This is a genomic window from Streptomyces sp. NPDC006450 (assembly GCF_040612195.1).
Taxonomy (GTDB): Bacteria; Actinomycetota; Actinomycetes; order Streptomycetales; family Streptomycetaceae; genus Streptomyces.
The window spans coordinates 132,302-153,621 of the sequence record NZ_JBEXPT010000001.1; the positions used below are offsets into that span (position 1 = coordinate 132,302).

The following is a 21,320-nucleotide window of genomic DNA, read 5'->3' on the forward strand; positions in this document are numbered from 1 at the left end:
CCCGAAAGGACTTCTGACCAGCAATGGCCGACGAAATCACCCCCACCGCCGCGGAATCCGCGGAGGAGCAGCCCGTCGTACGCATCGAGCCCGTCGGGCTCGAGACGGAGATGCAGCGCTCCTACCTCGACTACGCGATGTCCGTCATCGTCTCCCGCGCCCTGCCCGACGTACGGGACGGCCTCAAGCCGGTCCACCGCCGTGTGCTGTACGCGATGTACGACGGCGGCTACCGGCCCGAGAAGGGCTTCTACAAGTGCGCCCGCGTCGTCGGTGACGTCATGGGTACGTACCACCCGCACGGTGACTCCTCGATCTACGACGCCCTGGTCCGCCTGGCCCAGCCGTGGTCGCTGCGCATGCCGCTCGTGGACTCCAACGGCAACTTCGGCTCCCCGGGCAACGACCCGGCGGCCGCGATGCGTTACACCGAGTGCAAGCTCATGCCGCTGGCCATGGAGATGCTCCGGGACATCGACGAGGAGACCGTCGACTTCACGGACAACTACGACGGCCGCAACCAGGAGCCGACGGTCCTGCCGGCCCGGTTCCCGAACCTGCTGATCAACGGCTCCGCGGGCATCGCGGTCGGCATGGCCACCAACATCCCGCCGCACAACCTGCGCGAGGTCGCGGCCGGCGCCCAGTGGGCGCTGGAGCACCCGGAGGCCTCGCACGAGGAGCTCCAGGACGCGCTCATCGAGCGGATCAAGGGCCCGGACTTCCCGTCGGGCGCCCTGGTCGTGGGCCGCAAGGGCATCGAGGAGGCGTACCGGACCGGTCGCGGCTCCATCACGATGCGCGCGGTGGTCGAGGTCGAGGAGATCCAGAACCGCCAGTGCCTGGTGGTCACGGAGCTCCCGTACCAGACCAACCCCGACAACCTGGCGCAGAAGATCGCCGACCTGGTGAAGGACGGCAAGGTCGGCGGCATCGCCGACGTCCGCGACGAGACCTCGTCCCGGACCGGCCAGCGCCTGGTGATCGTCCTCAAGCGCGACGCCGTCGCCAAGGTCGTGCTGAACAACCTGTACAAGCACACCGACCTTCAGACGAACTTCGGCGCGAACATGCTGGCGCTGGTGGACGGCGTGCCGCGCACGCTGTCGATCGACGCCTTCATCCGCCACTGGGTGACGCACCAGATCGAGGTCATCGTCCGGCGCACGAAGTTCCGCCTGCGCAAGGCGGAGGAGCGCGCCCACATCCTGCGCGGTCTGCTCAAGGCGCTGGACGCGATCGACGAGGTCATCGCGCTGATCCGGCGCAGCAACACGGTCGAGATCGCCCGCGAGGGCCTGATGGGCCTGCTGTCGATCGACGAGATCCAGGCGAACGCGATCCTGGAGATGCAGCTCCGCCGCCTCGCGGCCCTGGAGCGGCAGAAGATCGTCGCCGAGCACGACGAGCTCCAGGCCAAGATCAACGAGTACAACGCGATCCTGGCCTCCGAGGAGCGCCAGCGTCAGATCGTCAGTGAGGAACTGGCGGCCATCGTCGAGAAGTTCGGCGACGACCGGCGTTCCAAGCTGGTGCCCTTCGACGGCGACATGTCCATGGAGGACCTGATCGCCGAAGAGGACATCGTCGTCACGATCACCCACGGCGGGTACGTCAAGCGCACCAAGACCGAGGACTACCGCTCGCAGAAGCGCGGCGGCAAGGGCGTGCGCGGCACGAAGCTGAAGCAGGACGACCTCGTCGACCACTTCTTCGTGTCCACCACGCACCACTGGCTGCTGTTCTTCACCAACAAGGGCCGGGTCTACCGCTCGAAGGCGTACGAACTCCCGGACGCCGGCCGCGACGCGCGCGGGCAGCACGTGGCGAACCTGCTGGCCTTCCAGCCGGACGAGAAGATCGCCCAGATCCTCGCGATCCGCGACTACGAGGCCGCCCCGTACCTGATCCTGGCCACCAAGGGCGGCCTGGTGAAGAAGACGGCGCTCAAGGACTACGACTCGCCCCGTTCGGGTGGCGTCATCGCCATCAACCTCCGGGAGACGGAGGACGGCAGCGACGACGAGCTGATCGGCGCCGAGCTGGTGTCCGCCGAGGACGACCTGCTGCTCATCAGCAAGAAGGCGCAGTCGATCCGCTTCACGGCGACCGATGACGCGCTGCGCCCGATGGGCCGCGCCACCTCGGGCGTGAAGGGCATGAGTTTCCGCGGAGGGGACGAACTGCTCTCCATGAGCGTGGTCCGGCCGGGTACGTTCGTCTTCACCGCGACCGACGGCGGCTATGCGAAGCGGACGCCGGTGGACGAGTATCGCGTCCAGGGCCGTGGTGGCCTGGGCATCAAGGCCGCGAAGATCGTGGAAGACCGCGGCTCGCTGGTCGGGGCGCTGGTGGTGGACGAAACGGACGAGATTCTCGCCATCACGCTCAGCGGTGGTGTGATTCGTACGCGCGTCAACGAAGTACGGGAGACCGGCCGTGACACCATGGGCGTCCAGCTGATCAACCTGGGCAAGCGGGATGCCGTCGTCGGCATCGCCCGCAACGCGGAGGCCGGTCAGGAAGCTGACGAGGTCGACGACAGCGAGAACGAGATCGGGACCGACGCGACTGTCGAAGGACAGGCCGCGGAGGCCGCCGAGGGCACGGAGCCCTCGGCTGGGGAGCACGAGGAGTAAGCGTGAGCGGAGCCACGGGCGCCGGACCGGCCCACACTGGAGCGAACGGTGCCCGTGGCCCCGCCGCGGACTCGCAGGGGGGAACCGTGACGGACACCCGAGGGCCGCAGCCGCCTCAGTCGCCTCAGACCCAGGCCGGTCCTCAGCCGCCGTACCACCCGCCGCAGGCGTACGCGGTGCCCCAGGGCCCCGGGACGCCGCGGGGGGCGGGCGATCCCGGTGCGCAGCGCAAGCCGCGCACGGGGGCCCGTATGGCACCCAGGACGCGCAAGGCGCGGCTCCGGGTGGCCAAGGCCGACCCCTGGTCGGTGATGAAGGTCAGCTTCCTTCTGTCGATCGCGCTGGGCGTGTGCACGATCGTCGCGGCGGTGGTGCTGTGGATGGTCATGGACGCCATGGGGATCTTCTCCAGCGTCGGCGGGACGATCAGCGAGGCGACCGGCTCGAACGAGAGCAACGGCTTCGACCTGCAGAGCTTCCTGTCGCTGCCGCGCGTTCTGATCTTCACGTCGGTGATCGCGGTCATCGACGTGGTGCTCATGACGGCGCTGGCGACCCTGGGCGCGTTCATCTACAACCTGTCGGCGGGCTTCGTCGGCGGTGTGGAGCTGACGCTCGCCGAGGACGAGTAGAGCCTTCTGGGACGGGGCTGGTGACCTGCGCAGACGGGTCACGGGAACCGATTTTGGAGTCACCGGGTCTGTGCGCTAACCTTCAGAAGTCAGCGCGCAGCGCGGATGGGGCTATAGCTCAGTTGGTTAGAGCGCATCCCTGATAAGGATGAGGCCACAGGTTCAAATCCTGTTAGCCCCACAGTGTCGAAGACCCCCAGGCCCATGGCCTGGGGGTCTTCGTCGTTGGGCCAGTTGGTGGGTCTTTGGTGGGCCGACAGGTCACCGATCGGTATCGGTCGGTGTGTATTGTTGGGCGCCAGAAGTCCCCTACGTCAACGAAAGACGAGGTCGCGCGGTGAAGAAGCTGCTCCTGGTCGCACTGGCCGCCATCGGCGGGCTCCTCGTGTACCGCCAGATCCAGGCGGACCGCGCAGAGCAGGACCTGTGGACGGAGGCAACCGACTCCGTGCCTTCTGGTTCCGGTGTGTGAGACCCGAGGTTGATCCCAGAGCCCCGACTGCCGCTGCGGTCGGGGCTTTGTGCTGCTCTGTGACGAAATATTGCGGTATGCAAAGAACTTGCTTGCGTTGGCAAACTCGGGGTGGGTGCGTGTGATGGGTGGGGTACGTCGGGTACGGACGGCCGCTGCGGCGACGCTGGCCGCCCTCGGGCTGGTCGCGGCCCTGCCGGGTGCCGCGGAGGCGGCGGGGACCCCGCAGCCGGTGCCCGTCTACCGGGGCGCGGACGGGGCGGTGGCGGTGGCGGGGAAGCCCTCCACGGCCGGAGCGCCGGAGTTGAAGGCCGGCGCGGTCTACAAGGACTCGCTCGCGCCGGGGGAGCGGTACTACCGGCTCAACCTCGACGACAGCTCGACCGTGTACGTCTCCGCCGTGCTCCAGCCCCCGGGCGGAGCCAAGGTGAGCTACAGCGACGGCCTGGCGGTGGACGTCCTGAACATCGAGAACCGCTCCTGCCCGGGCAGCCCGGGGCGAGCGGACTTCGGCTACGACCCCGTCCCCATCAGCGCCGTGGGAGCCCGGGTCATGCAGGAGGACGCCGGATGCCAGACGGGCGGCACCTACTACGTCAAGGTCACGCGCGAAACGGCCAAGGACGGGGACCCGGCGGCCTGGCCGCTGGAGCTGCGGGTCCAGCGCGAACCGAAGCTCGGCGGCAGCAACGCCCCCGTCGCCGCCCCCAGCGTCTGGCCCTCCGCCTCGCCGACGCTGCCCGGCAGCGACGCGGCTCCGCGCTCCGGCGGGACCGGCTTCAACGACGCACGGGCGCTGGACAGCGGCGTCTGGAGCGACGAGCTGCGGCCCGGCCAGACCCTCTTCTACCGGGTGCCGCTCGACTGGGGGCAGCAGCTGGGCCTCGCGGCCGAACTCTCCGCAGGCAAGCCGACGAAGGACTCGGGGTACGCCTCACCCGGACTCTCCGTCGCGCTGTACAGCCCGTACCGGTCGCTCGTCGACGGCGAGTACACCTCGTACGACGGGAAGCAGGCGGGGCTCACCCTGCCGCGGACACCGCCGGTGGCCTACGAGAACCGCTTCGCCTCCGACCGGAAGGTCGGCTCGGTCCGGGTGGCCGGCTGGTACTACGTGGCGGTGACCATGGCCGGGAAGGTCGGGGAGTTCACCCAGGAAGCGGTGCCCGTCCCGCTGACCCTGCGCACGCAGATCATCGGCACGCCGGGCAGGGCACCGGGCTACGCGGAGGACCTCGCGGCCGCCGGGTTCGGGGTGGGCGGCGAGGACCGTGCCGCGGCCAGGGAGGGCACCACGGCCGTCGAGGCCGATGCCGCCGCCGCGAACCGGTCGGTGATGCGGGTGGTCGCGGGCGCCGGCTTCGGTACGGGGACGCTGCTGCTGCTCGTCCTGGGAGGCTGGATCCTGCTGTCCCGGCGGCGTTCCGCCTAGGACGGCTCTAGAGCCGGGTCAGGGCCCAGATCCCGGCGGCGAAGCACAGTACGGCGGCGAGCAGGATCGCGGCGGCGACCTTCGCGGGCGGGGGCGCGAGCGTGGTCGTACGGGGTGTGGCGGGCGCGTGCGCGGGCTGCTGGTGCGGATGCGCGTAGGCGGCCGTCGGTGTCGTCCGCGGCGTCGGGGTGGGCGCGGGCAAGGGCGCCGGGGAGGTGGCGAGGAGGGGCGGCGGGAGGTGGAAGCTGCCCGTCTCCGAGGGCCCGAAGACCCCGAGGGGAGCGGTGACGGGCGTGGAGGCCCCGGCGGGCTGCGCGGGCACGGCGGGCCGGGCCGTCGGCGGGGTCTCGTACGCGGCTTCCTGAGGTGTCCGGGGCGTGAAATCGGCGGGCACCGGGCCCAGTTGGTCGAACACCTCGACCGTCCCGGCCGGATCCCCGTCCGGGTCGGGCGGCGGCAGCAGTTCCACGGCCTCGGCGAGGGCCCTGCGCGCCCCGGTGGCCGTCTGGAACCTGCTCCGGGGGTCCGGCTGGAGCAGCGCGGCCAGGACGTCCCACAGCGGCGCGGGAACGCCCTCGGGGGCATCGGGGGTTCCGTGGGTGAGGAACTGCTCCATGAGGGCCTGGGAGTCGGGCTTGCGCCCCTGGAGGAGGTAGAGGCCGACCAGTCCGACCGCGTACAGGTCGGCGGTGAAGTCCGGCTCGGAGCCGAGGAGTTGTTCGGGCGCGAGATAGCCCGGCGTGCCGACCACGTACGCGGTCTCGGTCAGCCGGGGCTCGCCCTTGCGCATGGCGATGCCGAAGTCGGACAGCCGCAGGTGCGGCCGCCCGGTTCCAGTGGCCTCCATCAGGATGTTGGCCGGTTTGATGTCGCGGTGCACGACACCCTCCGCATGCACCGCCGCCAGCCCCGACAGGAGCTGGTCGAGCAGCGTGCACACGAACCGGGGCGGCAGGGCACCGTAGTCCCCGATCACATGGGCGAGGGAGCCGCCGGCGACGAGGTCCATGGTGAAGAGGACCTTGTCGTCGTCCGCCGCCCAGCTGGCCGGGGCCAGTACGTGCGGGTGATCGATCCGCAGCGCCTGCTCGCGGACGAACCGCAGCAGGGTGTGGGCATCGCTCTGCAGGAGGACCTTCGCTGCGACGTACCTGCGGCGCCGGTGGTCCCAGGCTCGCCATACGGCGCCGGCGCCGCCACGTCCGATCGGGTCGATCAGTTCGTACCGGCCGGCGAAGATCTCACCCATTGCTGCGCCCGTCCCCCGTCATCAGCCGCGTTCGTCGCGTTCGTCGCGTGTCAGTTCTGGTGTGCTTCGTAGTGCGCGACGGCGTCGGAGGTGCGGCCCGCTCCGTACACCCTGAGGAACTCTGCCAGTTCCGGGTGGGTCGGGGCGAGGGTGTCCGCCGCGTCGATGATGTCCCCGGCAGCGGAGACCGAGCGCAGCAGCGACTGGATCTCGCGCACGACGCGCTTGACGGTGGGTGCGCCGGAGCCGGTGGCGGCCTGGCTGGTGCTGTTGCTGAGGACGGAACCTCCCTGGGTCTTCTTGATCTCGTCCATCCGGTCGGTGGCCTCTCCCGCGCTGACGCTCCCGTCGGCCACCTGGCCGGCGAGATCCTGGAGAGCCTGCACCCGCTGGACCACGGCGGGGTTGCCGATCTTGGCCCGCTGACCGCTCATCAGCTGGGACAGCATCGGCGCCGACAGCCCGAGGACGGCAGCGAGGCGGGCCTGGTTCAAACCGAGGTCATCTATGAGCCGGCGGAAAAGCGCCCCCAGCGGTTCCCCGTACCAACTCCGCTGGAGTTCCCTGGCTCTGGCGGTCGCCTCTTGCTGTACTGCGTCCACTCTTACTACTCCCCTTCGCTGGTGCGAACCTCGCGAGCATCTTACGGAGAGTGGTCGCGGGGCGGGAGTCCCTATCATTTTGCGGGATGAGGGGGTACACCCGGTACTCTGTCCTACGGAACGGTCACTCGCCCGCGGGGGACCGGCACGTCCACATCCGGGGCCTTAGCTCAGTTGGTAGAGCGCTGCCTTTGCAAGGCAGATGTCAGGAGTTCGAATCTCCTAGGCTCCACTTCCAGAAAGTCCCCTTGACCTGCGGAAACGTAGGGCAAGGGGACTTTTTTCATGCCCGTCCTCGTGTGGGGAGGGGGTGTCCGACGTCGTGAACTGCCCCCGAGCGGGTCGCACGAGCGCTGGAGGCAGACTTGGTCCTCCTTGCCGCACCGACTCGGGAAACGGGCGATTCGATCACCATGAAGAACGGCCACACCGCGCTGACCATGCAGGACGCGATACTCACCCTGCAGAAGTACTGGAGCGACAACGGCTGCATGATCACGCAGCCGTTGAACACGGAGGTGGGGGCCGGAACGGCCAACCCGTCCACGGCGCTGCGGGTGATCGGCCCCGAGCCCTGGAGCGTCGCCTACGTCGAGCCCAGCGTGCGGCCGGACGACTCGCGCTACGGCGAGAACCCGAACCGGCTCCAGACCCACACCCAGTTCCAGGTGATCCTCAAGCCCGACCCGGGCAACCCGCAGGAGCTGTACCTGGGCAGTCTCCAGGCGCTCGGCGTCGACCTGGGCGCGCACGACGTGCGGTTCGTGGAGGACAACTGGGCCTCGCCCGCGCTCGGTGCCTGGGGGCTGGGCTGGGAGGTCTGGCTGGACGGCATGGAGATCACCCAGTTCACCTACTTCCAGCAGGTCGGCGGGGTCACCCTGTCCCCGGTGTCGGTGGAGATCACCTACGGCCTCGAACGCATCCTGATGAACCTTCAGGGCGTGTCCCACTTCAAGGACATCGTCTACGCGCCGGGCATCACCTACGGCGAGGTGTTCGGCCAGAACGAGTACGAGATGAGCCGCCACCACCTCGACGACGCCGACGTCGAGACCCAGCACACGCTCTTCGGGGCGTACGCGTCCGAGGCCCGGCGCATGATCGACCTCGAGCTGCCCATCCCGGCCTACACGTACGTGCTCAAGTGCAGCCACACCTTCAACGTGCTCGACGCGCGCGGCGCGCTCAGCACCACGGAGCGGGCCAAGGCCTTCTCCCTGATGCGCGGCCTCACGCACGAGTCGGCCAAGCTGTGGGCGCGGCGCCGCGCCGTACTGGAGTACCCGCTCGGAGTCGCGGCCGCGCCGGCCGCCGCCGTGCGGGCCGCGCTGCCCACGGTGTCCGGCACCGAGACGCTGCTCTTCGAGATCGGCATGGAGGAACTGCCGCACGCCGACGTCCGCGCCACCACCGACGCCGTGCGCGAGGCGGTCACGGCCGAGCTGGCCGCCACCCGGCTGGGGCACGGCCCGATCACCGCGATGGGCACACCGCGCCGCATCGTGATCACGGTCGACGGCGTGGAGCCGCGCGAGCCGGACACCGCCAGGACCGTGCGCGGCCCCAAGGCCGCCGCCGCCTACAAGGACGGTGCCCCCACCCCCGCCCTGCTGGGCTTCGCCCGCAGCCAGAACGTCGACCCGGCGGACCTCCAGGTCCTCGACGTCAGCGGGGTCGAGTACGTGGTGCTCACCCGCGAGGAGCCGGGCCGCCCGGCGGTCGAGGTGCTCAGCGCCCTGCTCGCCGAGGTCGTGTCCGGGCTGCGCGCCGGCCGCAACATGCGGTGGAACGACCCTGCCCTGTCCTTCTCCCGCCCCGTCCGCTGGCTGCTCGCCCTGCTCGGCAACACCCCCCTGCCGGTCGCCGTCTCCGCGCTCGCCTCGGGCACCACCACCCGCGTCCACCGCACGGCCCCGGACCCGGTCGTCCAGGTGGCGTCCGCCGAGGGCTACGCCCACTTCCTGAAGATGCACGGCATCCTGCTGGACCGCGATTCCCGTCGCGACATGGTGGTGCGCGGAGCCCACGAGTCGGCGGCCGAGGCCGGCGGAGCGATCGATGTGGCCGGTGAGGCCGGACTGATCGACGAGATCACCGACATCGTGGAGTTCCCGCACCCGGTCCTGGGATCCTTCGACGAGAGCTACCTCGACCTGCCCGCGAGCGTCCTGACCACGGTGATGCGCAAGCACCAGCGCTACCTGCCGGTGCTGGACGCCGACGGACGCCTCATGCCCCACTTCGTCACCTTCGCCAACGGCACGTGTGACGACGACGTGGTGCGTTCGGGCAACGAGGCCGTGCTGCGGGCCCGTTACGAGGACGCCGCCTTCTTCTTCCGCGCCGACCTGAAGGTCTCCCCCCAGGAGCTCCGCGGCCGGCTGGACAAGCTGACCTTCGAGGACCGGCTCGGCACGGTCGCCGACCGTGCCGACCGCATCGCCGCCCTCGCCGTCGGCCTGGCCGCGAACGCGGGGCTCGACGAGGACGCGCTCGCCACGGTGCGCCGCGCCGGTGCGCTGGCGAAGTTCGACCTGGCGTCCCAGATGGTCGTCGAGTTCTCCGGCCTGGCCGGGGTGATGGCGCAGGAGTACGCACGCCGTGCCGGCGAGTCCGCGGAGGTAGCGCGCGCCCTGGCCGAGATGGAGCTTCCGCGTTCCGCGGGCGGCGCGCTGCCGGCCGGTGACGCGGGCGCCGTACTGTCGCTCGCCGACCGGTTCGACCTGGTGACGGGCATGTTCGTGATCGGCGCCGCGCCGACCGGAAGCTCCGATCCGTTCGGGGTGCGCAGGGCCGCCATCGGTCTGCTCAACGTGCTGCGGAGCACTCCCGCGCTGGCCGGCGTCCGCGTGAACGCGTCGCTGCGCGCGGCGGCCGAACGCTTCGCCGCCCAGGGCGTCGAGGTGCCCGCCGAGCGGCTCACGGAGGCCGCCGAGCTGATCACCCGTCGCTACGAGCAGCAGCTCACCGACGCCGGACACGAGCACCGCCTGGTCCAGGCCGTCCTGGTGTGGGCCGATCGTCCCGCCCACGGCGACCGCACCCTGGCCACGCTGGAGCGCCACATCGGCACCGAGGCGTTCGACGGGCTCACCGCCGCCCTCCAGCGCGTGGTGCGCATCCTCCCCGGAGACGCTGCCGAAGGCGCCGCCGCCGTGGACCGCTCCCCGCTGACCGCTCCCGCCGAGCTGCGCCTCGCCGAGAGCGCGCGGGAGGTCCGTGCGTCGCTGACCGGCCGTGAGGACGACCTCGCCGCGCTGATCGAGGTCTCCGCCCCGCTGGTCGCCGCGATCAACGCCTTCTTCGACGACGTCCTGGTGATGGACCCCGACCCGGAGGTCCGCGCGGCCCGGCTGGCCCTGCTGGACGACGTGGCGCGACTGGCCCGCACGACCCTGGACTGGCGCGCGCTGTAACCGGCGCTCGACAGCGGTGAGATGAGGCCTCCTGCCCGGCGCACACGCCGGGCGGGAGGCCTTTTCGCGTTAATCTCTGCCCCGGTGGTCGGTATGACGATCATTCAGCAAGGCCAAGTTGAGGAGACTTCGGATGACCGTGGATGCGGAGACCACTGAGAAGGCCCTGCGGTTGCGGGCCCTGGGCGAGGGCGTACTCGTCCTGCCCAACGCCTGGGACGCGGGCAGCGCGGCGGTGATCGAGTCGGCCGGGGCGCAGGCCATCGCCACCACCAGTGGTGGAGTGGCCTGGTCGATCGGCCGCGGGGACGGGCAGCACGCGACGGGGCCGGAGATGCTGGCGGCGGCCGCGCGGATCGTGGCGGCCGTGGACGTCCCGGTCACCGTGGACGTGGAGGGCGGCTACGAGGACGTCGCGGCCACCGTGCGCGAGGTGGTGGCGGTGGGCGCCGTCGGGATCAACCTGGAGGACTCGAAGGCGACCGACGGCACGCTCCACACCGCCTCGGAGCAGGCCGAGCGGATCCGCGCCGCCCGCGCGGCGGCCGCCGCGGCCGGGCTGCCGGAACTGGTGATCAACGCCCGTACCGACGTCTTCCTGTTCGGGATCGGCGAGGAGTCCGGCCGCCTCGCCGACGTCCTGGCGCGGGTGGAGGCGTACGCCGCCGCCGGGGCCGACGGGATCTTCGTGCCGGGGCTGCTGGACCTGGACGCCCTGGGCGAGATCGCGCGGGGCCCGCTGCCGGTCAACGCGATGGCCGGGCCGGGCGGTCCGTCCGTCGCCGAGCTGGCGAAGGCCGGGGTGCGCCGGGTCAGTGTCGGGACCGGGGTGGCGCAGGCGGCGTACACGGCGGCCCGCGCCGCGGCGGTGGAGGTGCTGGAGCAGGGGACGTACGGGGCGCTCGACGGGGCGGTCGACTACGGCACGTTCAACGGCCTCTTCGTGAAGTAGGGGGCCCTGACAGTCCCTGGGGTGAAACGGCGGTGGGCCGCTCCGGTGTGCGGAGCGGCCCACCGCCGTGTCCGGGGGTCCTCCCGGTCGGCACCACCTCGTCCTGCCCCGATGTTTCACGTGAAACATCGGGCGGGGGTCACCGGCGCCGGCCGGTCCGCAGCAGGGTCGCGGCCACCACGAGCGCCGTGAGCATCAGCCCGGCACCGATGCCGAAGGCCAGGTGGTAGCCGGAGGTCAGCGCCGCGGCGCGGTCGAGGCCCGTGCCGCGCAGGGAGTCGGTGCGGGCGGCCGCCAGGGTGGAGAGGACGGCGACGCCGAGGGCCATGCCGATCTGCTGGGTGGTGTTGAACAGGCCCGAGGCGAGCCCCGCGTCCTGCTCGTCGGCGCCGGACATGCCGAGCGCGGTGAGGGCGGGCAGGGCCAGGCCGAAGCCGGCGGCCAGCAGCATCACGGGGAGCAGGTCGGTGAGGTAGTCGGCGCGGACCGGGAGCCGGGTCAGCAGGCCGAGGGCGGCGACCAGCAGGGCCAGTCCGGCCAGGAGGACGCCCCGTTCACCGAAGCGGGCGTTCAGCGGGGCCGAGGCGAAGAGGGAGACCCCGCCGATGACCACGGCCGCCGGGAGCATCGCCAGGCCGGTCTCGGCGGCGCCGTAACCGAGCACGTTCTGGAGGTACAGGGCGACCAGGACCTGGAAGGAGAACAGCGCCGCCACCATCAGCATCTGAACCAGGTTCGCGCCGACCACGGTCCGCGAGCGGAAGATCCGCAGCGGGACCAGCGGGGTGCGGGTCCTGGCCTGGCGTGCGGTGAATCCGGCGAGCAGGGCGACCGAGATCGTGCCGAGACCGAGGGTGTGCGCGGAGACCCAGCCGTAGCGCTCCACCTCGACGACGGTGAAGATGCCGATCGTCAGGCCCGCGGTGACCAGGAGGGCGCCGATGACGTCGGCTCCGGCGCGCAGACCCGGTCCTCGATCGGCGGGGAGCGCGGGCAGGGCCAGCGCGAGGGCGGCGAGTCCTATGGGCAGGTTGATGAAGAAGATCCAGTGCCAGTCGAGGGCATCGGTCAGGACCCCGCCGAGCACCTGCCCCAGGGAGGCTCCTGCCGCGCCGGTGAAGGAGAAGACGGCGATGGCCCTGGCCCGCTCGCGGGGTTCGGTGAACAGCGTGATCAGGATGCCCAGGCTGACGGCCGCGGCCATGGCGCTGCCGAGGCCCTGCAGGAACCGGGCGGCGATCAGTACCTCGGGGGACCCGGCGAACCCGGCGAGCAGGGAGGCTCCGGTGAAGACGCCGGTCCCGGCCAGGAACATCCGCTTGCGGCCGATGAGGTCGCCGAGCCGGCCGGCGAGCAGCAGCAGGCTGCCGAAGGCGATCAGGTAGGCGTTGACGACCCAGCTGAGTCCGGCGGGGGTGAAGCCGAGGTCGTTCTGGATGGCCGGCATCGCGACGGTGACGATGCTGCCGTCGAGGACGGTCATCAGGACGCCGGTCGACAGCACCCCGAGGGCGGTCCACCGGGAGCGCGGCCCGCGCGGGGCGGCCGGGGCGGTCTGCGCGGCCGGTGCGGTCTGCGCGGCCGGGCCGGAAGCGGACCCGGCGGGTGCGGTGGGAGGAGCGGCGGGAGCGGACGTGGCAGGCATCGGTGTCCCCAGTCGTGAGCGGTGGGCTGATGTAGTGAGACCGTATCAGATGGTTCCGTTGCAGACGATCTGTTGGGGACTGAATTGCTAGACTGGCGTCCATGACAGCCATGGCGCCCGCACAGAACGAGCCGGACCTCTCCTTCCTCCTGGACCACACCAGCCACGTCCTGCGCACCCGGATGGCGGTGGCGCTCGACCGGATCGGGCTCACGGCACGGATGCACTGCGTGCTCGTGCACGCCCTGGGGGAGGAGCGGACCCAGATCCAGCTCGCCGAGATCGGGGGCATGGACAAGACGACGATGGTCGTCACCGTCGACGCCTTGGAGAAGGCCGGCCTGGCCGAGCGGCGGCAGTCCAGCACCGACCGCCGGGCCCGCGTCATCGTCGTCACCGAGCAGGGCGCGGCCCTGGCGCAGGAGAGCAGCCGCATCGTCGACCAGGTTCACGCCGAGGCCCTCGCGTCCCTCACGGCAGCCGACCGCGAGGCCGTGCTGCGCGTGCTGAACCTGCTGGTGGAGGGCGACCTGGGAACCCCGTCGGAAAGCCCGAGGCCGGCCCGCAGGGCCCGCCAGTAGCGGCCCGGCATCCCCCGGATGGTCCCGTCACACGGCCGTCCCCTGCCTTCTGGCAGAGAGTGGGACAAGGCACTCAGCCCAAGGGGGGCACCACCATGCCGGAGGCGTACGCACATGGGACTGTTCGACTTCATGAGGTCCGACAAGAAGAAGGAACAAGCCGAGAAGGCCGCCCGGAAGGCGGCTGAGCAGGTCCAACAGCAGGCCGCGGACGCTCCGGCGCCGCCGTCCGCGAGGCCCGGCAACGGCAGCAAGTACACCGACTCGGCAGCGGCGACCAAGGCGGCCGCCGAGCGCATGGCGGCAGCGGCGCCGCCCAAGGCGGCACCGGCGCCCGCGGCGCCCCCCGTCGCGCGACCCGCCCCGCACACGCCCACGCCGGCTTCCGCCGCACACAAGGCGGTGCCCGCGGCCCCGATGCCCCCGACACCGAAGCCCGCGCCCAGGGCGCAGCGCACGTACACCGTCCGCGCGGGCGACTCGCTCTCCGCGATCGCCCGCCGCGAGCTCGGCAACGAGGGCCGCTGGCGCGAGCTCTACGCGATGAACAAGGGCGTCATCGGCTCGAACCCCGACATGATCCACCCGGGGATGAAGCTCAACCTCCCCGGCTAGCGGGAACGAGGAACCACGCAACGGAGTGGGGCCCGGATCCTCTCCAGGATCCGGGCCCCACTCCGCTGTGCGACGCTCCGTCGTGACGGTCCGATTACGTTCCTCAGCGGTGCTTGCGCTTCGCGTCCTCGGCGTCGATCCGCTCCTGCGCGGCCTCGGCCTCCGCTTCCAGGCCGGACGTGAAGTCCGTCCCGGCGTCGCGCTCCTTCGCCGCCAGTTCGTCGTCGAAGGAGGCCGGAGCCTCCTCCTCCCGCGCAGACACCTCGGTGGCGGCCGGCGGCTCGACGAGCCAGTCCGGGTTCGACTGCTGGTCCCACCACCGCCACGCGGCGTAGGCCGCACCGGCCAGGACACCGACCACGATTGCGCCCTTGAGCAGGCGGCCACGGCGCGCACGCCGCTCGTGGCGCCGTACGAGCTTCTGGACCTCCTTGGCCGATACCTGGCCGCGCAGCGCCGCCAGCGCCGCCGTCGACCGGGAAGCGGCCTCCTCGGCCACCGGCTGGGCCGCCGCGAGGGCGCTCTCCAGACGCGGCTGCGTGTACTCCGCCGCGTGCCGGGCCGCCAGGCGGGTCTGCTTCACGGCGTTGGTCGCTGCCCGGTCCACATGCGGCGGCACATGGGCGCGCGCCGCCTTGATGCGGGGCTGTACGTGGTCGCAGTACGTCAGGCGGGCTTGTTTGGCAGCCTCGCCGGCCGCGTAGGACACCTTCGGTGCGAGTCGTTCATTCGCCTCATGGGCGTAATGCACCGCAGCGTGCTTGGCGGATTCCGCGTACGGCGCCACCACTTCCGCTGCGTGCCGCGCGGTATCCCTGGCACTTGTGGCTGCCAGACGCACGCTTTCCTTGCGGGTCACGGGATCCTCCTCCTCGGTGGCGGACACAGTTCACCTTTCCACCCTTTGTCGGATCATGCCTGCCATACCGTCGACCGGCATGCGTGACAGGGCATACGGGTGGAGGATTTCCGTCCGGTGCAGCCCTCCGTGCGAGGATCTGATACCGACAGTGATGACTATGGAAGGCAGATCCGTGGCCGAGAAGCTCTACGCCACCCTGAAGACCAACCACGGCGACATCGAGATCGAGCTCCTGGCGAACTTCGCTCCGAAGACCGTGCGGAACTTCGTCGAGCTCGCCACCGGTGAGCGCGAGTGGACGCGTCCCACGGACGGCCAGAAGACCACGGACCCCCTCTACGACGGCACCGTCTTCCACCGCGTCATCAGCGGGTTCATGATCCAGGGCGGCGACCCGCTGGGCAACGGCACCGGCGGCCCCGGGTACCAGTTCGCCGACGAGTTCCACCCCGACCTGGCCTTCACCAAGCCCTACCTGCTCGCGATGGCGAACGCCGGCCCCGGCACCAACGGCTCGCAGTTCTTCATCACCGTCGCCCCCACCGCCTGGCTGACGCGCAAGCACACCATCTTCGGCGAGATCTCCGACAAGGCCAGCCAGAAGATCGTCGACTCCATCGCGGCAGGGCCCACCAACCCGCGCACCGAGCGACCCCTGGACGACGTGATCATCCAGTCCGTCGTCATCGAGAAGCGCTGACCGCAGGGGAACCTTTCGGCCCCGCCCGTCCGTCCTCGATACGTACCGGACGGACGCGGCGGATCCGCCGCCTCGCCGCCGATCGAGGGGACCGATGGACACCGACCGTCTTCCGGGCTGCTACCGGCATCCGGACCGCGAGACCGGGATCAGCTGTACGCGCTGTGAGCGGCCGATCTGCCCCGAGTGCATGATCAGTGCCTCGGTCGGATTCCAGTGCCCCGACTGCGTCCGCGGGGGCTCGGGAACGGGCCATGGCTCCGCCGCCAACGCACCGCGCACCATCGCGGGCGGGGTGGTCGCCGCCGATCCGCACCTGGTCACCAAGATCCTGATCGGGATCAACGCCGCCGTGTTCCTCGCGACCATCGCCCTTCCCGGGCTGGCGCTCCACCTGGAGCTGATCGGCCGGTACCGCGAGCTGGTGGGCGGGCCGATCGAAGGGGTCTCCACCGGCGAGTACTACCGGCTGCTGACCTCGACGTTCCTGCACACCGCGCTGTGGCACATCTTCGGCAACATGCTCGGCCTGTGGTTCATCGGCGGGCCGCTGGAGCAGGCCCTCGGCCGGGCCCGCTACCTCACCGTGTACCTGCTGTCGGCGCTGGGCGGCAGCGCCGTGGTCTACCTGCTGACCCCGATGAACGCCGCGACCCTCGGCGCCTCCGGAGCCGTCTTCGGCCTGCTCGGCGCCACCATCGTGCTGGCCCGCCGGATGCGGTACGAAATGCGCCCGCTGATCACCATGGCGGTGTTCATGCTGCTGCTGACCTTCGCACCCGGGCTGAACGTGTCGTGGCAGGCCCATATCGGTGGTCTGGTCACCGGTGCGCTGGTCGCGCTGGGTCTGTTGTGGCCCGCCACGGGTCACAGCGCGCGGAATCGCAAATTCGTCCAGTGGGGCACCTGTGTGGCGGTGTTTCTGCTGGCCACAGCCCTGATCGTGATCCGTACGGCCGAACTTTCCGTTCTCACCTGATCACACCGGCGTCAACTCTCCACAGAGTTATCCACAGATCTTCTGTCTTTTCCTCAGGTGTGGATGACGCTGTGGATAACTCATGGGGAGAGCTTGCGGAGTCGGGCTACTTCCACTGCGTGGAGACGCCGAATCCTGCCGCAATGAAGCCGAATCCGACCACAATGTTCCAATTTCCGAGAGCTTCGATCGGAAGCTGGGTCTCGGACAGATAGAAAACGACGATCCATGCCAAACCGACCAAGAAGAACGCCAGCATGACCGGGGCGACCCAGTTGCGGTTCGTCAGCTTGATCGACTGCGGCGTCCGCGTGGGGGGCGGCGTGTAGTCGTCCTTCTTGCGGATACGTGACTTCGGCACGAGGGGCTCTCCTGTCGATGGGCTGGGGACCTGGCCTGCCCCGGGCGTCCGTTAGCGTAGTGGACCTGTGGCGTTGAAGGAGAAGGGTACGTTGAGCAATTCCGACGACTCCTCCGCGGGTCCCCGTCGCCGTGCCAGACCGGTCCGGCTGCTCACGGCCGCCGTTTTCGCCCTGGCCGGCTTGATCTTCGTGACCAGTTTCAACACCTCCAAGGGTACGAACATCCGGACCGACGCCTCGCTCCTCAAGCTGTCCGACCTGATCCAGGAGCGCAGCCAGAACAATCTGGAGCTGGAGAAGAGCACCGCCACCGCACGCGGCCAGGTGGACGCCCTCGCCGCACGCGACAACGGGAGCACCAGGGCCGAGGACGCCAAGCTGGCCGCCCTGCGCGCCGCCTCCGGCACCGAGGACATCAGCGGCAAGGCCGTGACGGTCACCCTGAACGACGCGCCGCCGAACGCCACGGCCCGCATCCCCAACGTGCCCGAGCCGCAGCCCAACGACCTGGTGATCCACCAGCAGGACCTCCAGGCCGTGGTCAACGCCCTCTGGCAGGGTGGCGCCCAGGGCATCCAGGTCATGGACCAGCGCCTGATCTCCACCAGCGCCGTGCGCTGCGTGGGCAACACCCTGATCCTCCAGGGCCGCGTGTACTCGCCCCCCTACAAGGTGTCGGCGGTCGGCGACCCCGGCGCGCTGAAGAAGGCCCTCGCGGCCTCCCCGGCGCTGCAGAACTACCAGCTGTACGTGAACGCGTACGGGCTCGGCTGGAAAGTGGACGAGCACAAGGCGCTGACACTTCCGGGCTACTCCGGCACAGTGGACCTCCACTATGCGAAGCCGCTGGAGTCCGCCACCCCGTGACGCCGTACTGCGCCTGCTGGTACGGACGTTCAGCGAGGTGTGCCTGACCGCGGGCTCGCTCATCGTGCTCTTCGTGGCCTACGTCCTGCTGTGGACCGGGGTCAAGGCCGACCAGGCCATGGACGGGGAGATGGCCCGCATGCGCGACCGCTGGGCCGCGGCTCCCGCGGCCGCCCCGCAGCCCGCCCCCGCGCCGTCCACGACCCCGTCGGCCGCCGCGTCCGCACCGGAAACCGCTGCGTACCCGCCCGGCCGGGCCTTCGCCGAGATGTACGTACCGCGCTTCGGCCCCCGCTGGAACAAGCCGGTCCTGGAGGGCACGGGCACGGAGCTGCTCAAGAAGGGCCTCGGGCACTACGCCGGCACGGCCCGGCTCGGTGGCAGCGGGAACTTCGCGGTGGCCGGCCACCGGCGCACGTACGGGGACCCCTTCAAGGACATCCCCGAGCTGCGCCCCGGCGACCTGGTGATCCTCAAGGACGCCACCGGCTGGTACACGTACACCGTCCGCGCCGAACCGCTGCGCACGCTCCCCACCGAGGTCGGCGTCGTCGACCCGGTGCCGAGCCGGTCGCCCTTCACCGGGCCGGGCAAGTACCTGACGCTGACCACCTGCGACCCGGAATGGGGCCACAGCCACCGGCTCGTGGTCTGGGCCGAACTGACCGGTATGCGGACCCTCGCCCAGGGCGAACCGGAGGGTTTGGCAAGGTGACCCTCCGCGCCGGGCGGGTGGCTTTAGGCTGTGGACGTACCGCCCCTGCGGTGCGTTGAACGATCGTGGACGAAAAGGACACAGGCGGCATGTACGGCTGGATCTGGCGGCATTTGCCGGGCAACGCGTGGGTACGCGTCGCGATCTCCCTCGTGCTGGTGCTCGCGGTGGTGTTCGTGCTGTTCCAGTACGTCTTCCCGTGGGCCGAGCCGCTGCTTCCGTTCAACGATGTGACGGTGGACGAGGGATCGGGAGCGACTCCGTGAGCGCGCGCATTCTGGTTGTCGACAATTACGACAGCTTTGTCTTCAACCTGGTCCAGTACCTCTATCAGCTCGGTGCCGAGTGCGAGGTGCTGCGCAACGACGAGGTCGAGCTCGCCCACGCCCAGGACGGCTTCGACGGCGTCCTGCTGTCCCCGGGCCCCGGGACCCCGGAAGAGGCCGGCGTCTGCGTGGACATGGTCCGCCACTGCGCGGACACGGGCGTACCGGTCTTCGGTGTCTGCCTCGGCATGCAGTCGATGGCCGTCGCCTACGGAGGCGTCGTCGGCCGCGCTCCGGAACTGCTGCACGGCAAGACCTCGCCGGTGGTCCACGAGGGCCTCGGCGTCTTCGAGGGACTGCCCTCGCCCTTCACCGCGACCCGGTACCACTCCCTCGCGGCCGAGCCGCCGACCCTCCCGGACACGCTGGAGGTCACGGCGCGGACCGAGGACGGGATCATCATGGGTCTGCGCCACCGCGAGCACGACGTCGAGGGCGTGCAGTTCCACCCCGAGTCCGTGCTGACCGAGTGGGGCCACCGGATGCTCGCGAACTGGCTGGTGCGCTGCGGTGACGCGGGCGCGGTGGAGCGCTCGGTGGGGCTCGCCCCGGTGGTGGGCAAGGCCGTCGCGTGACGGCGCTCGCGCCGTCCGCGCCCACCGAGGGCCGGGCAGCGCGACGCAGGGCAGCACAGGAGGCCGCGAAGCGAACGCGCGCGCGGGGCCGGGGCCGGCGGCGCAGGCGGCCGGCCTCGGGCGGTCCGGTGGTGGTCGTCAGCAGGCTCGCCGGGGAGCTGTTCATCACGCTGGGCCTGGTGATGCTGCTCTTCGTCGGCTACCAGCTCTGGTACACGAACTTCCTGGCGGGCCGGACGGCCGATGACGCGGCCGGCTCCCTGCTCCAGACCTGGGACCGCGATCCGGTCGGGGCGGCGGCTCCGCCCGTGGCGGCCTTCGAGCCGGGCCAGGGCTTCGCGATCCTGTACATCCCGAAGCTGGACGTGAAGGTGCCGGTCGCGGAGGGCACGAACAAGGCGAAGGTCCTCGACAAGGGCATGGTCGGCCACTACTCCGAGGCGCCGCTCGCGACCGGGATGCCGGCCGATCCACAGGGCAACTTCGCGCTGGCGGGCCACCGCAACACGCACGGAGAACCATTCCGCTACATCAACCGGCTGGTGCCCGGGGACAAGATCGTGGTGGAGACGCGGGACGCGTACTACACGTACGAGATGAGCGCGCAGCTCGCGCAGACCCCGCCGTCGAACGTGTCGGTGATCAAGCCCGTGCCCGCCGGATCGGGGTTCACCTCCCCGGGCCGGTACATCACGCTGACCACCTGCACCCCGGAGTTCACCAGCACCTACCGGCTGATCGTATGGGGCAGGATGACCGCTGAACGACCCCGCAGCCAGGGTGCTCCGCCCGAGCTGACCAGCCCGTAGAGGATCCGCAGTGTCACGTGCCGCACCGCCCCCGCACCGCAGCGCCGTCGCGGGGTTCCTGAGCCTGCTGGGCGAGGTCCTGATCACGCTGGGCCTGGTCCTCGGGCTGTTCGTGGCGTACTCGCTGTGGTGGACGAACGTCCTGGCGGACCGGGACGCCTCCGCGCGCGGGGACGCGGTGCGCGAGCAGTGGGAACGGGCGGCGCCCTCCCGGGCGACGGCCGCGGCGCCGGGCGCGCTGGACGTCCAGGGCGGGATCGGCTTCCTGCACGTGCCGGCGATGAAGAACGGCGAGGTGCTGGTCAAGCGGGGCACCGGCTCGGAGGTCCTGAACGACGGCGTCGCCGGCTACTACACGGAGCCGGTGAAGTCGGCGCTGCCGTGGGACCCGGCGGGCAACTTCGCGCTGGCGGCCCACCGCGACGGGCACGGGGCGAAGTTCCACGACATCGACAAGCTGAAGAACGGCGACGCGGTCGTCTTCGAGACCCGCGACACCTGGTACGTGTACAAGGTCTTCGCCGAGCTGAGCCAGACCTCGAAGTACAACGTGGAGTCGATCAGCCCGGTCCCCAAGGAGTCGGGCCGCACGGCGCCGGGCCGCTACATCACCCTGACGACCTGCACGCCCGTGTACACCTCGAAGTACCGCTACATCGTGTGGGGCGAGCTGGTGCGCACGGAGAAGGTGGACGCGAAGCGGAGCCTTCCGGCGGAGCTGCGCTGACGCTCCAGGCCTCCAGAAGGCCCCTGTGGACGGCTGTCAGGCCTCCCTGCGCGCGAGGGGCCCAGGGCTCGCGCGTGAAGGCGCAGGTGGCCATGTAGAGGGCCACGTCGGCTCTGCTGCCCACCCCCGCCAGGAAGACACGAACGAAAGAACGGGTCCG

Annotated in this window: 20 protein-coding genes, 2 tRNA genes and 1 pseudogene; 18 read left to right on the top strand and 5 right to left on the bottom strand. The window is 70.6% G+C overall.

What is annotated here, in order from left to right; all coding sequences use genetic code 11:
• The first annotated feature begins 23 nt into the window (after positions 1–23).
• The 5 genes from gyrA to ABZY57_RS00610 all read left to right on the top strand — a co-directional run bounded on the left by gyrA (position 24) and on the right by ABZY57_RS00610 (position 5,175).
• A complete protein-coding gene (gyrA, locus tag ABZY57_RS00590; RefSeq protein WP_356506669.1) occupies positions 24–2,639 on the top strand; it encodes a DNA gyrase subunit A in 2,616 nt (871 codons plus the stop codon).
• A 2-nt stretch (positions 2,640–2,641) separates the two neighbouring features.
• Positions 2,642–3,271 (top strand): DUF3566 domain-containing protein, encoded by a 630-nt coding sequence (locus ABZY57_RS00595; protein WP_356506671.1) that lies wholly within the window; start codon positions 2,642–2,644, stop codon positions 3,269–3,271.
• Between the two features lie 107 nt (positions 3,272–3,378).
• A tRNA-Ile gene (locus tag ABZY57_RS00600) sits at positions 3,379–3,452 on the top strand.
• Between the two features lie 156 nt (positions 3,453–3,608).
• Complete coding sequence (locus ABZY57_RS00605) at positions 3,609–3,743, top strand: DLW-39 family protein (protein ID WP_208809277.1); 135 nt, start codon at positions 3,609–3,611, stop codon at positions 3,741–3,743.
• A gap of 124 nt (positions 3,744–3,867) precedes the next feature.
• Entirely contained in the window at positions 3,868–5,175 is a 1,308-nt protein-coding gene (locus tag ABZY57_RS00610; RefSeq protein ID WP_356506673.1) for a hypothetical protein, read from the top strand.
• Positions 5,176–5,182: 7 nt separating this feature from the next.
• Here ABZY57_RS00610 and ABZY57_RS00615 read toward each other — a convergent pair whose 3' ends face one another.
• The gene (locus tag ABZY57_RS00615; RefSeq protein WP_356506675.1) at positions 5,183–6,424 is read right to left on the bottom strand and encodes a serine/threonine-protein kinase; all 1,242 of its coding nucleotides are present in this window, start codon (positions 6,422–6,424) and stop codon (positions 5,183–5,185) included.
• 50 nt (positions 6,425–6,474) lie between these two features.
• The gene (locus ABZY57_RS00620; protein WP_243331094.1) at positions 6,475–7,026 is read right to left on the bottom strand and encodes a DNA-binding protein; all 552 of its coding nucleotides are present in this window, start codon (positions 7,024–7,026) and stop codon (positions 6,475–6,477) included.
• Positions 7,027–7,185: 159 nt separating this feature from the next.
• Here ABZY57_RS00620 and ABZY57_RS00625 point away from each other — a divergent pair.
• From ABZY57_RS00625 to ABZY57_RS00635, 3 genes are all read left to right on the top strand, one after another.
• Positions 7,186–7,258, top strand: a tRNA-Ala gene (locus ABZY57_RS00625).
• Between the two features lie 181 nt (positions 7,259–7,439).
• Complete coding sequence (locus ABZY57_RS00630; RefSeq protein ID WP_356506677.1) at positions 7,440–10,445, top strand: glycine--tRNA ligase; 3,006 nt, start codon at positions 7,440–7,442, stop codon at positions 10,443–10,445.
• A 133-nt stretch (positions 10,446–10,578) separates the two neighbouring features.
• Positions 10,579–11,397 carry an isocitrate lyase/phosphoenolpyruvate mutase family protein gene (locus tag ABZY57_RS00635; protein WP_356506679.1) on the top strand — a complete coding sequence of 273 codons (819 nt, stop codon included), beginning with the start codon at positions 10,579–10,581 and terminating at the stop codon, positions 11,395–11,397.
• Positions 11,398–11,536: 139 nt separating this feature from the next.
• On the opposite strand, the gene ABZY57_RS00640 is transcribed toward ABZY57_RS00635, so the two are convergent.
• A complete protein-coding gene (locus ABZY57_RS00640; RefSeq protein WP_356506680.1) occupies positions 11,537–13,042 on the bottom strand; it encodes an MFS transporter in 1,506 nt (501 codons plus the stop codon).
• Positions 13,043–13,143: 101 nt separating this feature from the next.
• On the opposite strand from ABZY57_RS00640, the gene ABZY57_RS00645 reads away from it, so the two are divergent.
• A complete protein-coding gene (locus tag ABZY57_RS00645; RefSeq protein ID WP_356506682.1) occupies positions 13,144–13,623 on the top strand; it encodes a MarR family transcriptional regulator in 480 nt (159 codons plus the stop codon).
• 114 nt (positions 13,624–13,737) lie between these two features.
• Positions 13,738–14,238 carry a LysM domain-containing protein gene (locus ABZY57_RS00650; protein ID WP_356506684.1) on the top strand — a complete coding sequence of 167 codons (501 nt, stop codon included), beginning with the start codon at positions 13,738–13,740 and terminating at the stop codon, positions 14,236–14,238.
• Between the two features lie 103 nt (positions 14,239–14,341).
• On the opposite strand, the gene ABZY57_RS00655 is transcribed toward ABZY57_RS00650, so the two are convergent.
• A complete protein-coding gene (locus ABZY57_RS00655; RefSeq protein ID WP_356506685.1) occupies positions 14,342–15,097 on the bottom strand; it encodes a DUF5324 family protein in 756 nt (251 codons plus the stop codon).
• A 175-nt stretch (positions 15,098–15,272) separates the two neighbouring features.
• Here ABZY57_RS00655 and ABZY57_RS00660 point away from each other — a divergent pair, with 175 nt between their 5' ends.
• Together ABZY57_RS00660 and ABZY57_RS00665 are read left to right on the top strand one after the other, a co-directional pair.
• Entirely contained in the window at positions 15,273–15,800 is a 528-nt protein-coding gene (locus ABZY57_RS00660; RefSeq protein ID WP_356506822.1) for a peptidylprolyl isomerase, read from the top strand.
• 94 nt (positions 15,801–15,894) lie between these two features.
• On the top strand, positions 15,895–16,779 hold the full coding sequence (locus ABZY57_RS00665; RefSeq protein WP_356506687.1) for a rhomboid family intramembrane serine protease: 885 nt from the start codon (positions 15,895–15,897) through the stop codon (positions 16,777–16,779).
• 106 nt (positions 16,780–16,885) lie between these two features.
• Here ABZY57_RS00665 and crgA read toward each other — a convergent pair whose 3' ends face one another.
• The gene (gene crgA, locus ABZY57_RS00670) at positions 16,886–17,140 is read right to left on the bottom strand and encodes a cell division protein CrgA (RefSeq protein WP_250738676.1); all 255 of its coding nucleotides are present in this window, start codon (positions 17,138–17,140) and stop codon (positions 16,886–16,888) included.
• A 91-nt stretch (positions 17,141–17,231) separates the two neighbouring features.
• Between crgA and ABZY57_RS00675 the strand changes: the two genes are divergently transcribed.
• The 6 genes and pseudogenes from ABZY57_RS00675 (at position 17,232) to ABZY57_RS00700 (ending at position 21,160) form a co-directional block, all read left to right on the top strand.
• Positions 17,232–18,008 (top strand): DUF881 domain-containing protein, encoded by a 777-nt coding sequence (locus ABZY57_RS00675; protein WP_356506689.1) that lies wholly within the window; start codon positions 17,232–17,234, stop codon positions 18,006–18,008.
• Positions 17,977–18,723 (top strand): class E sortase, encoded by a 747-nt coding sequence (locus ABZY57_RS00680; RefSeq protein ID WP_356506691.1) that lies wholly within the window; start codon positions 17,977–17,979, stop codon positions 18,721–18,723. The genes ABZY57_RS00675 and ABZY57_RS00680 overlap by 32 nt, the downstream gene beginning before the upstream one ends.
• 65 nt (positions 18,724–18,788) lie before the next feature.
• On the top strand, positions 18,789–18,989 hold the full coding sequence (locus ABZY57_RS00685) for a hypothetical protein (protein WP_266960486.1): 201 nt from the start codon (positions 18,789–18,791) through the stop codon (positions 18,987–18,989).
• Positions 18,986–19,624 carry an aminodeoxychorismate/anthranilate synthase component II gene (locus ABZY57_RS00690; protein ID WP_254382122.1) on the top strand — a complete coding sequence of 213 codons (639 nt, stop codon included), beginning with the start codon at positions 18,986–18,988 and terminating at the stop codon, positions 19,622–19,624. Before ABZY57_RS00685 ends, ABZY57_RS00690 begins: the two co-directional genes overlap by 4 nt.
• A pseudogene (locus tag ABZY57_RS00695) lies at positions 19,624–20,433 on the top strand (class E sortase); the annotation flags it as partial. The gene ABZY57_RS00690 and the pseudogene ABZY57_RS00695, both read left to right, overlap by 1 nt.
• Before the next feature lie 10 nt (positions 20,434–20,443).
• On the top strand, positions 20,444–21,160 hold the full coding sequence (locus ABZY57_RS00700) for a class E sortase (protein ID WP_356506693.1): 717 nt from the start codon (positions 20,444–20,446) through the stop codon (positions 21,158–21,160).
• Positions 21,161–21,320: the final 160 nt, after the last annotated feature.

Bases quoted from the DNA above. Each gene is read 5' to 3' on its own strand.
- ABZY57_RS00645 (WP_356506682.1), top strand. From the start codon at position 13,144: ATGACAGCCATGGCGCCCGCACAGAACGAGCCGGACCTCTCCTTCCTC.
- ABZY57_RS00630 (WP_356506677.1), top strand. From the start codon at position 7,440: ATGAAGAACGGCCACACCGCGCTGACCATGCAGGACGCGATACTCACC.
- gyrA (WP_356506669.1), top strand. From the start codon at position 24: ATGGCCGACGAAATCACCCCCACCGCCGCGGAATCCGCGGAGGAGCAG.
- ABZY57_RS00640 (WP_356506680.1), bottom strand. From the start codon at position 13,042: ATGCCTGCCACGTCCGCTCCCGCCGCTCCTCCCACCGCACCCGCCGGG.
- ABZY57_RS00650 (WP_356506684.1), top strand. From the start codon at position 13,738: ATGGGACTGTTCGACTTCATGAGGTCCGACAAGAAGAAGGAACAAGCC.
- ABZY57_RS00610 (WP_356506673.1), top strand. From the start codon at position 3,868: ATGGGTGGGGTACGTCGGGTACGGACGGCCGCTGCGGCGACGCTGGCC.
- ABZY57_RS00635 (WP_356506679.1), top strand. From the start codon at position 10,579: ATGACCGTGGATGCGGAGACCACTGAGAAGGCCCTGCGGTTGCGGGCC.
- ABZY57_RS00680 (WP_356506691.1), top strand. From the start codon at position 17,977: ATGCGAAGCCGCTGGAGTCCGCCACCCCGTGACGCCGTACTGCGCCTG.
- ABZY57_RS00665 (WP_356506687.1), top strand. From the start codon at position 15,895: ATGGACACCGACCGTCTTCCGGGCTGCTACCGGCATCCGGACCGCGAG.
- ABZY57_RS00615 (WP_356506675.1), bottom strand. From the start codon at position 6,424: ATGGGTGAGATCTTCGCCGGCCGGTACGAACTGATCGACCCGATCGGA.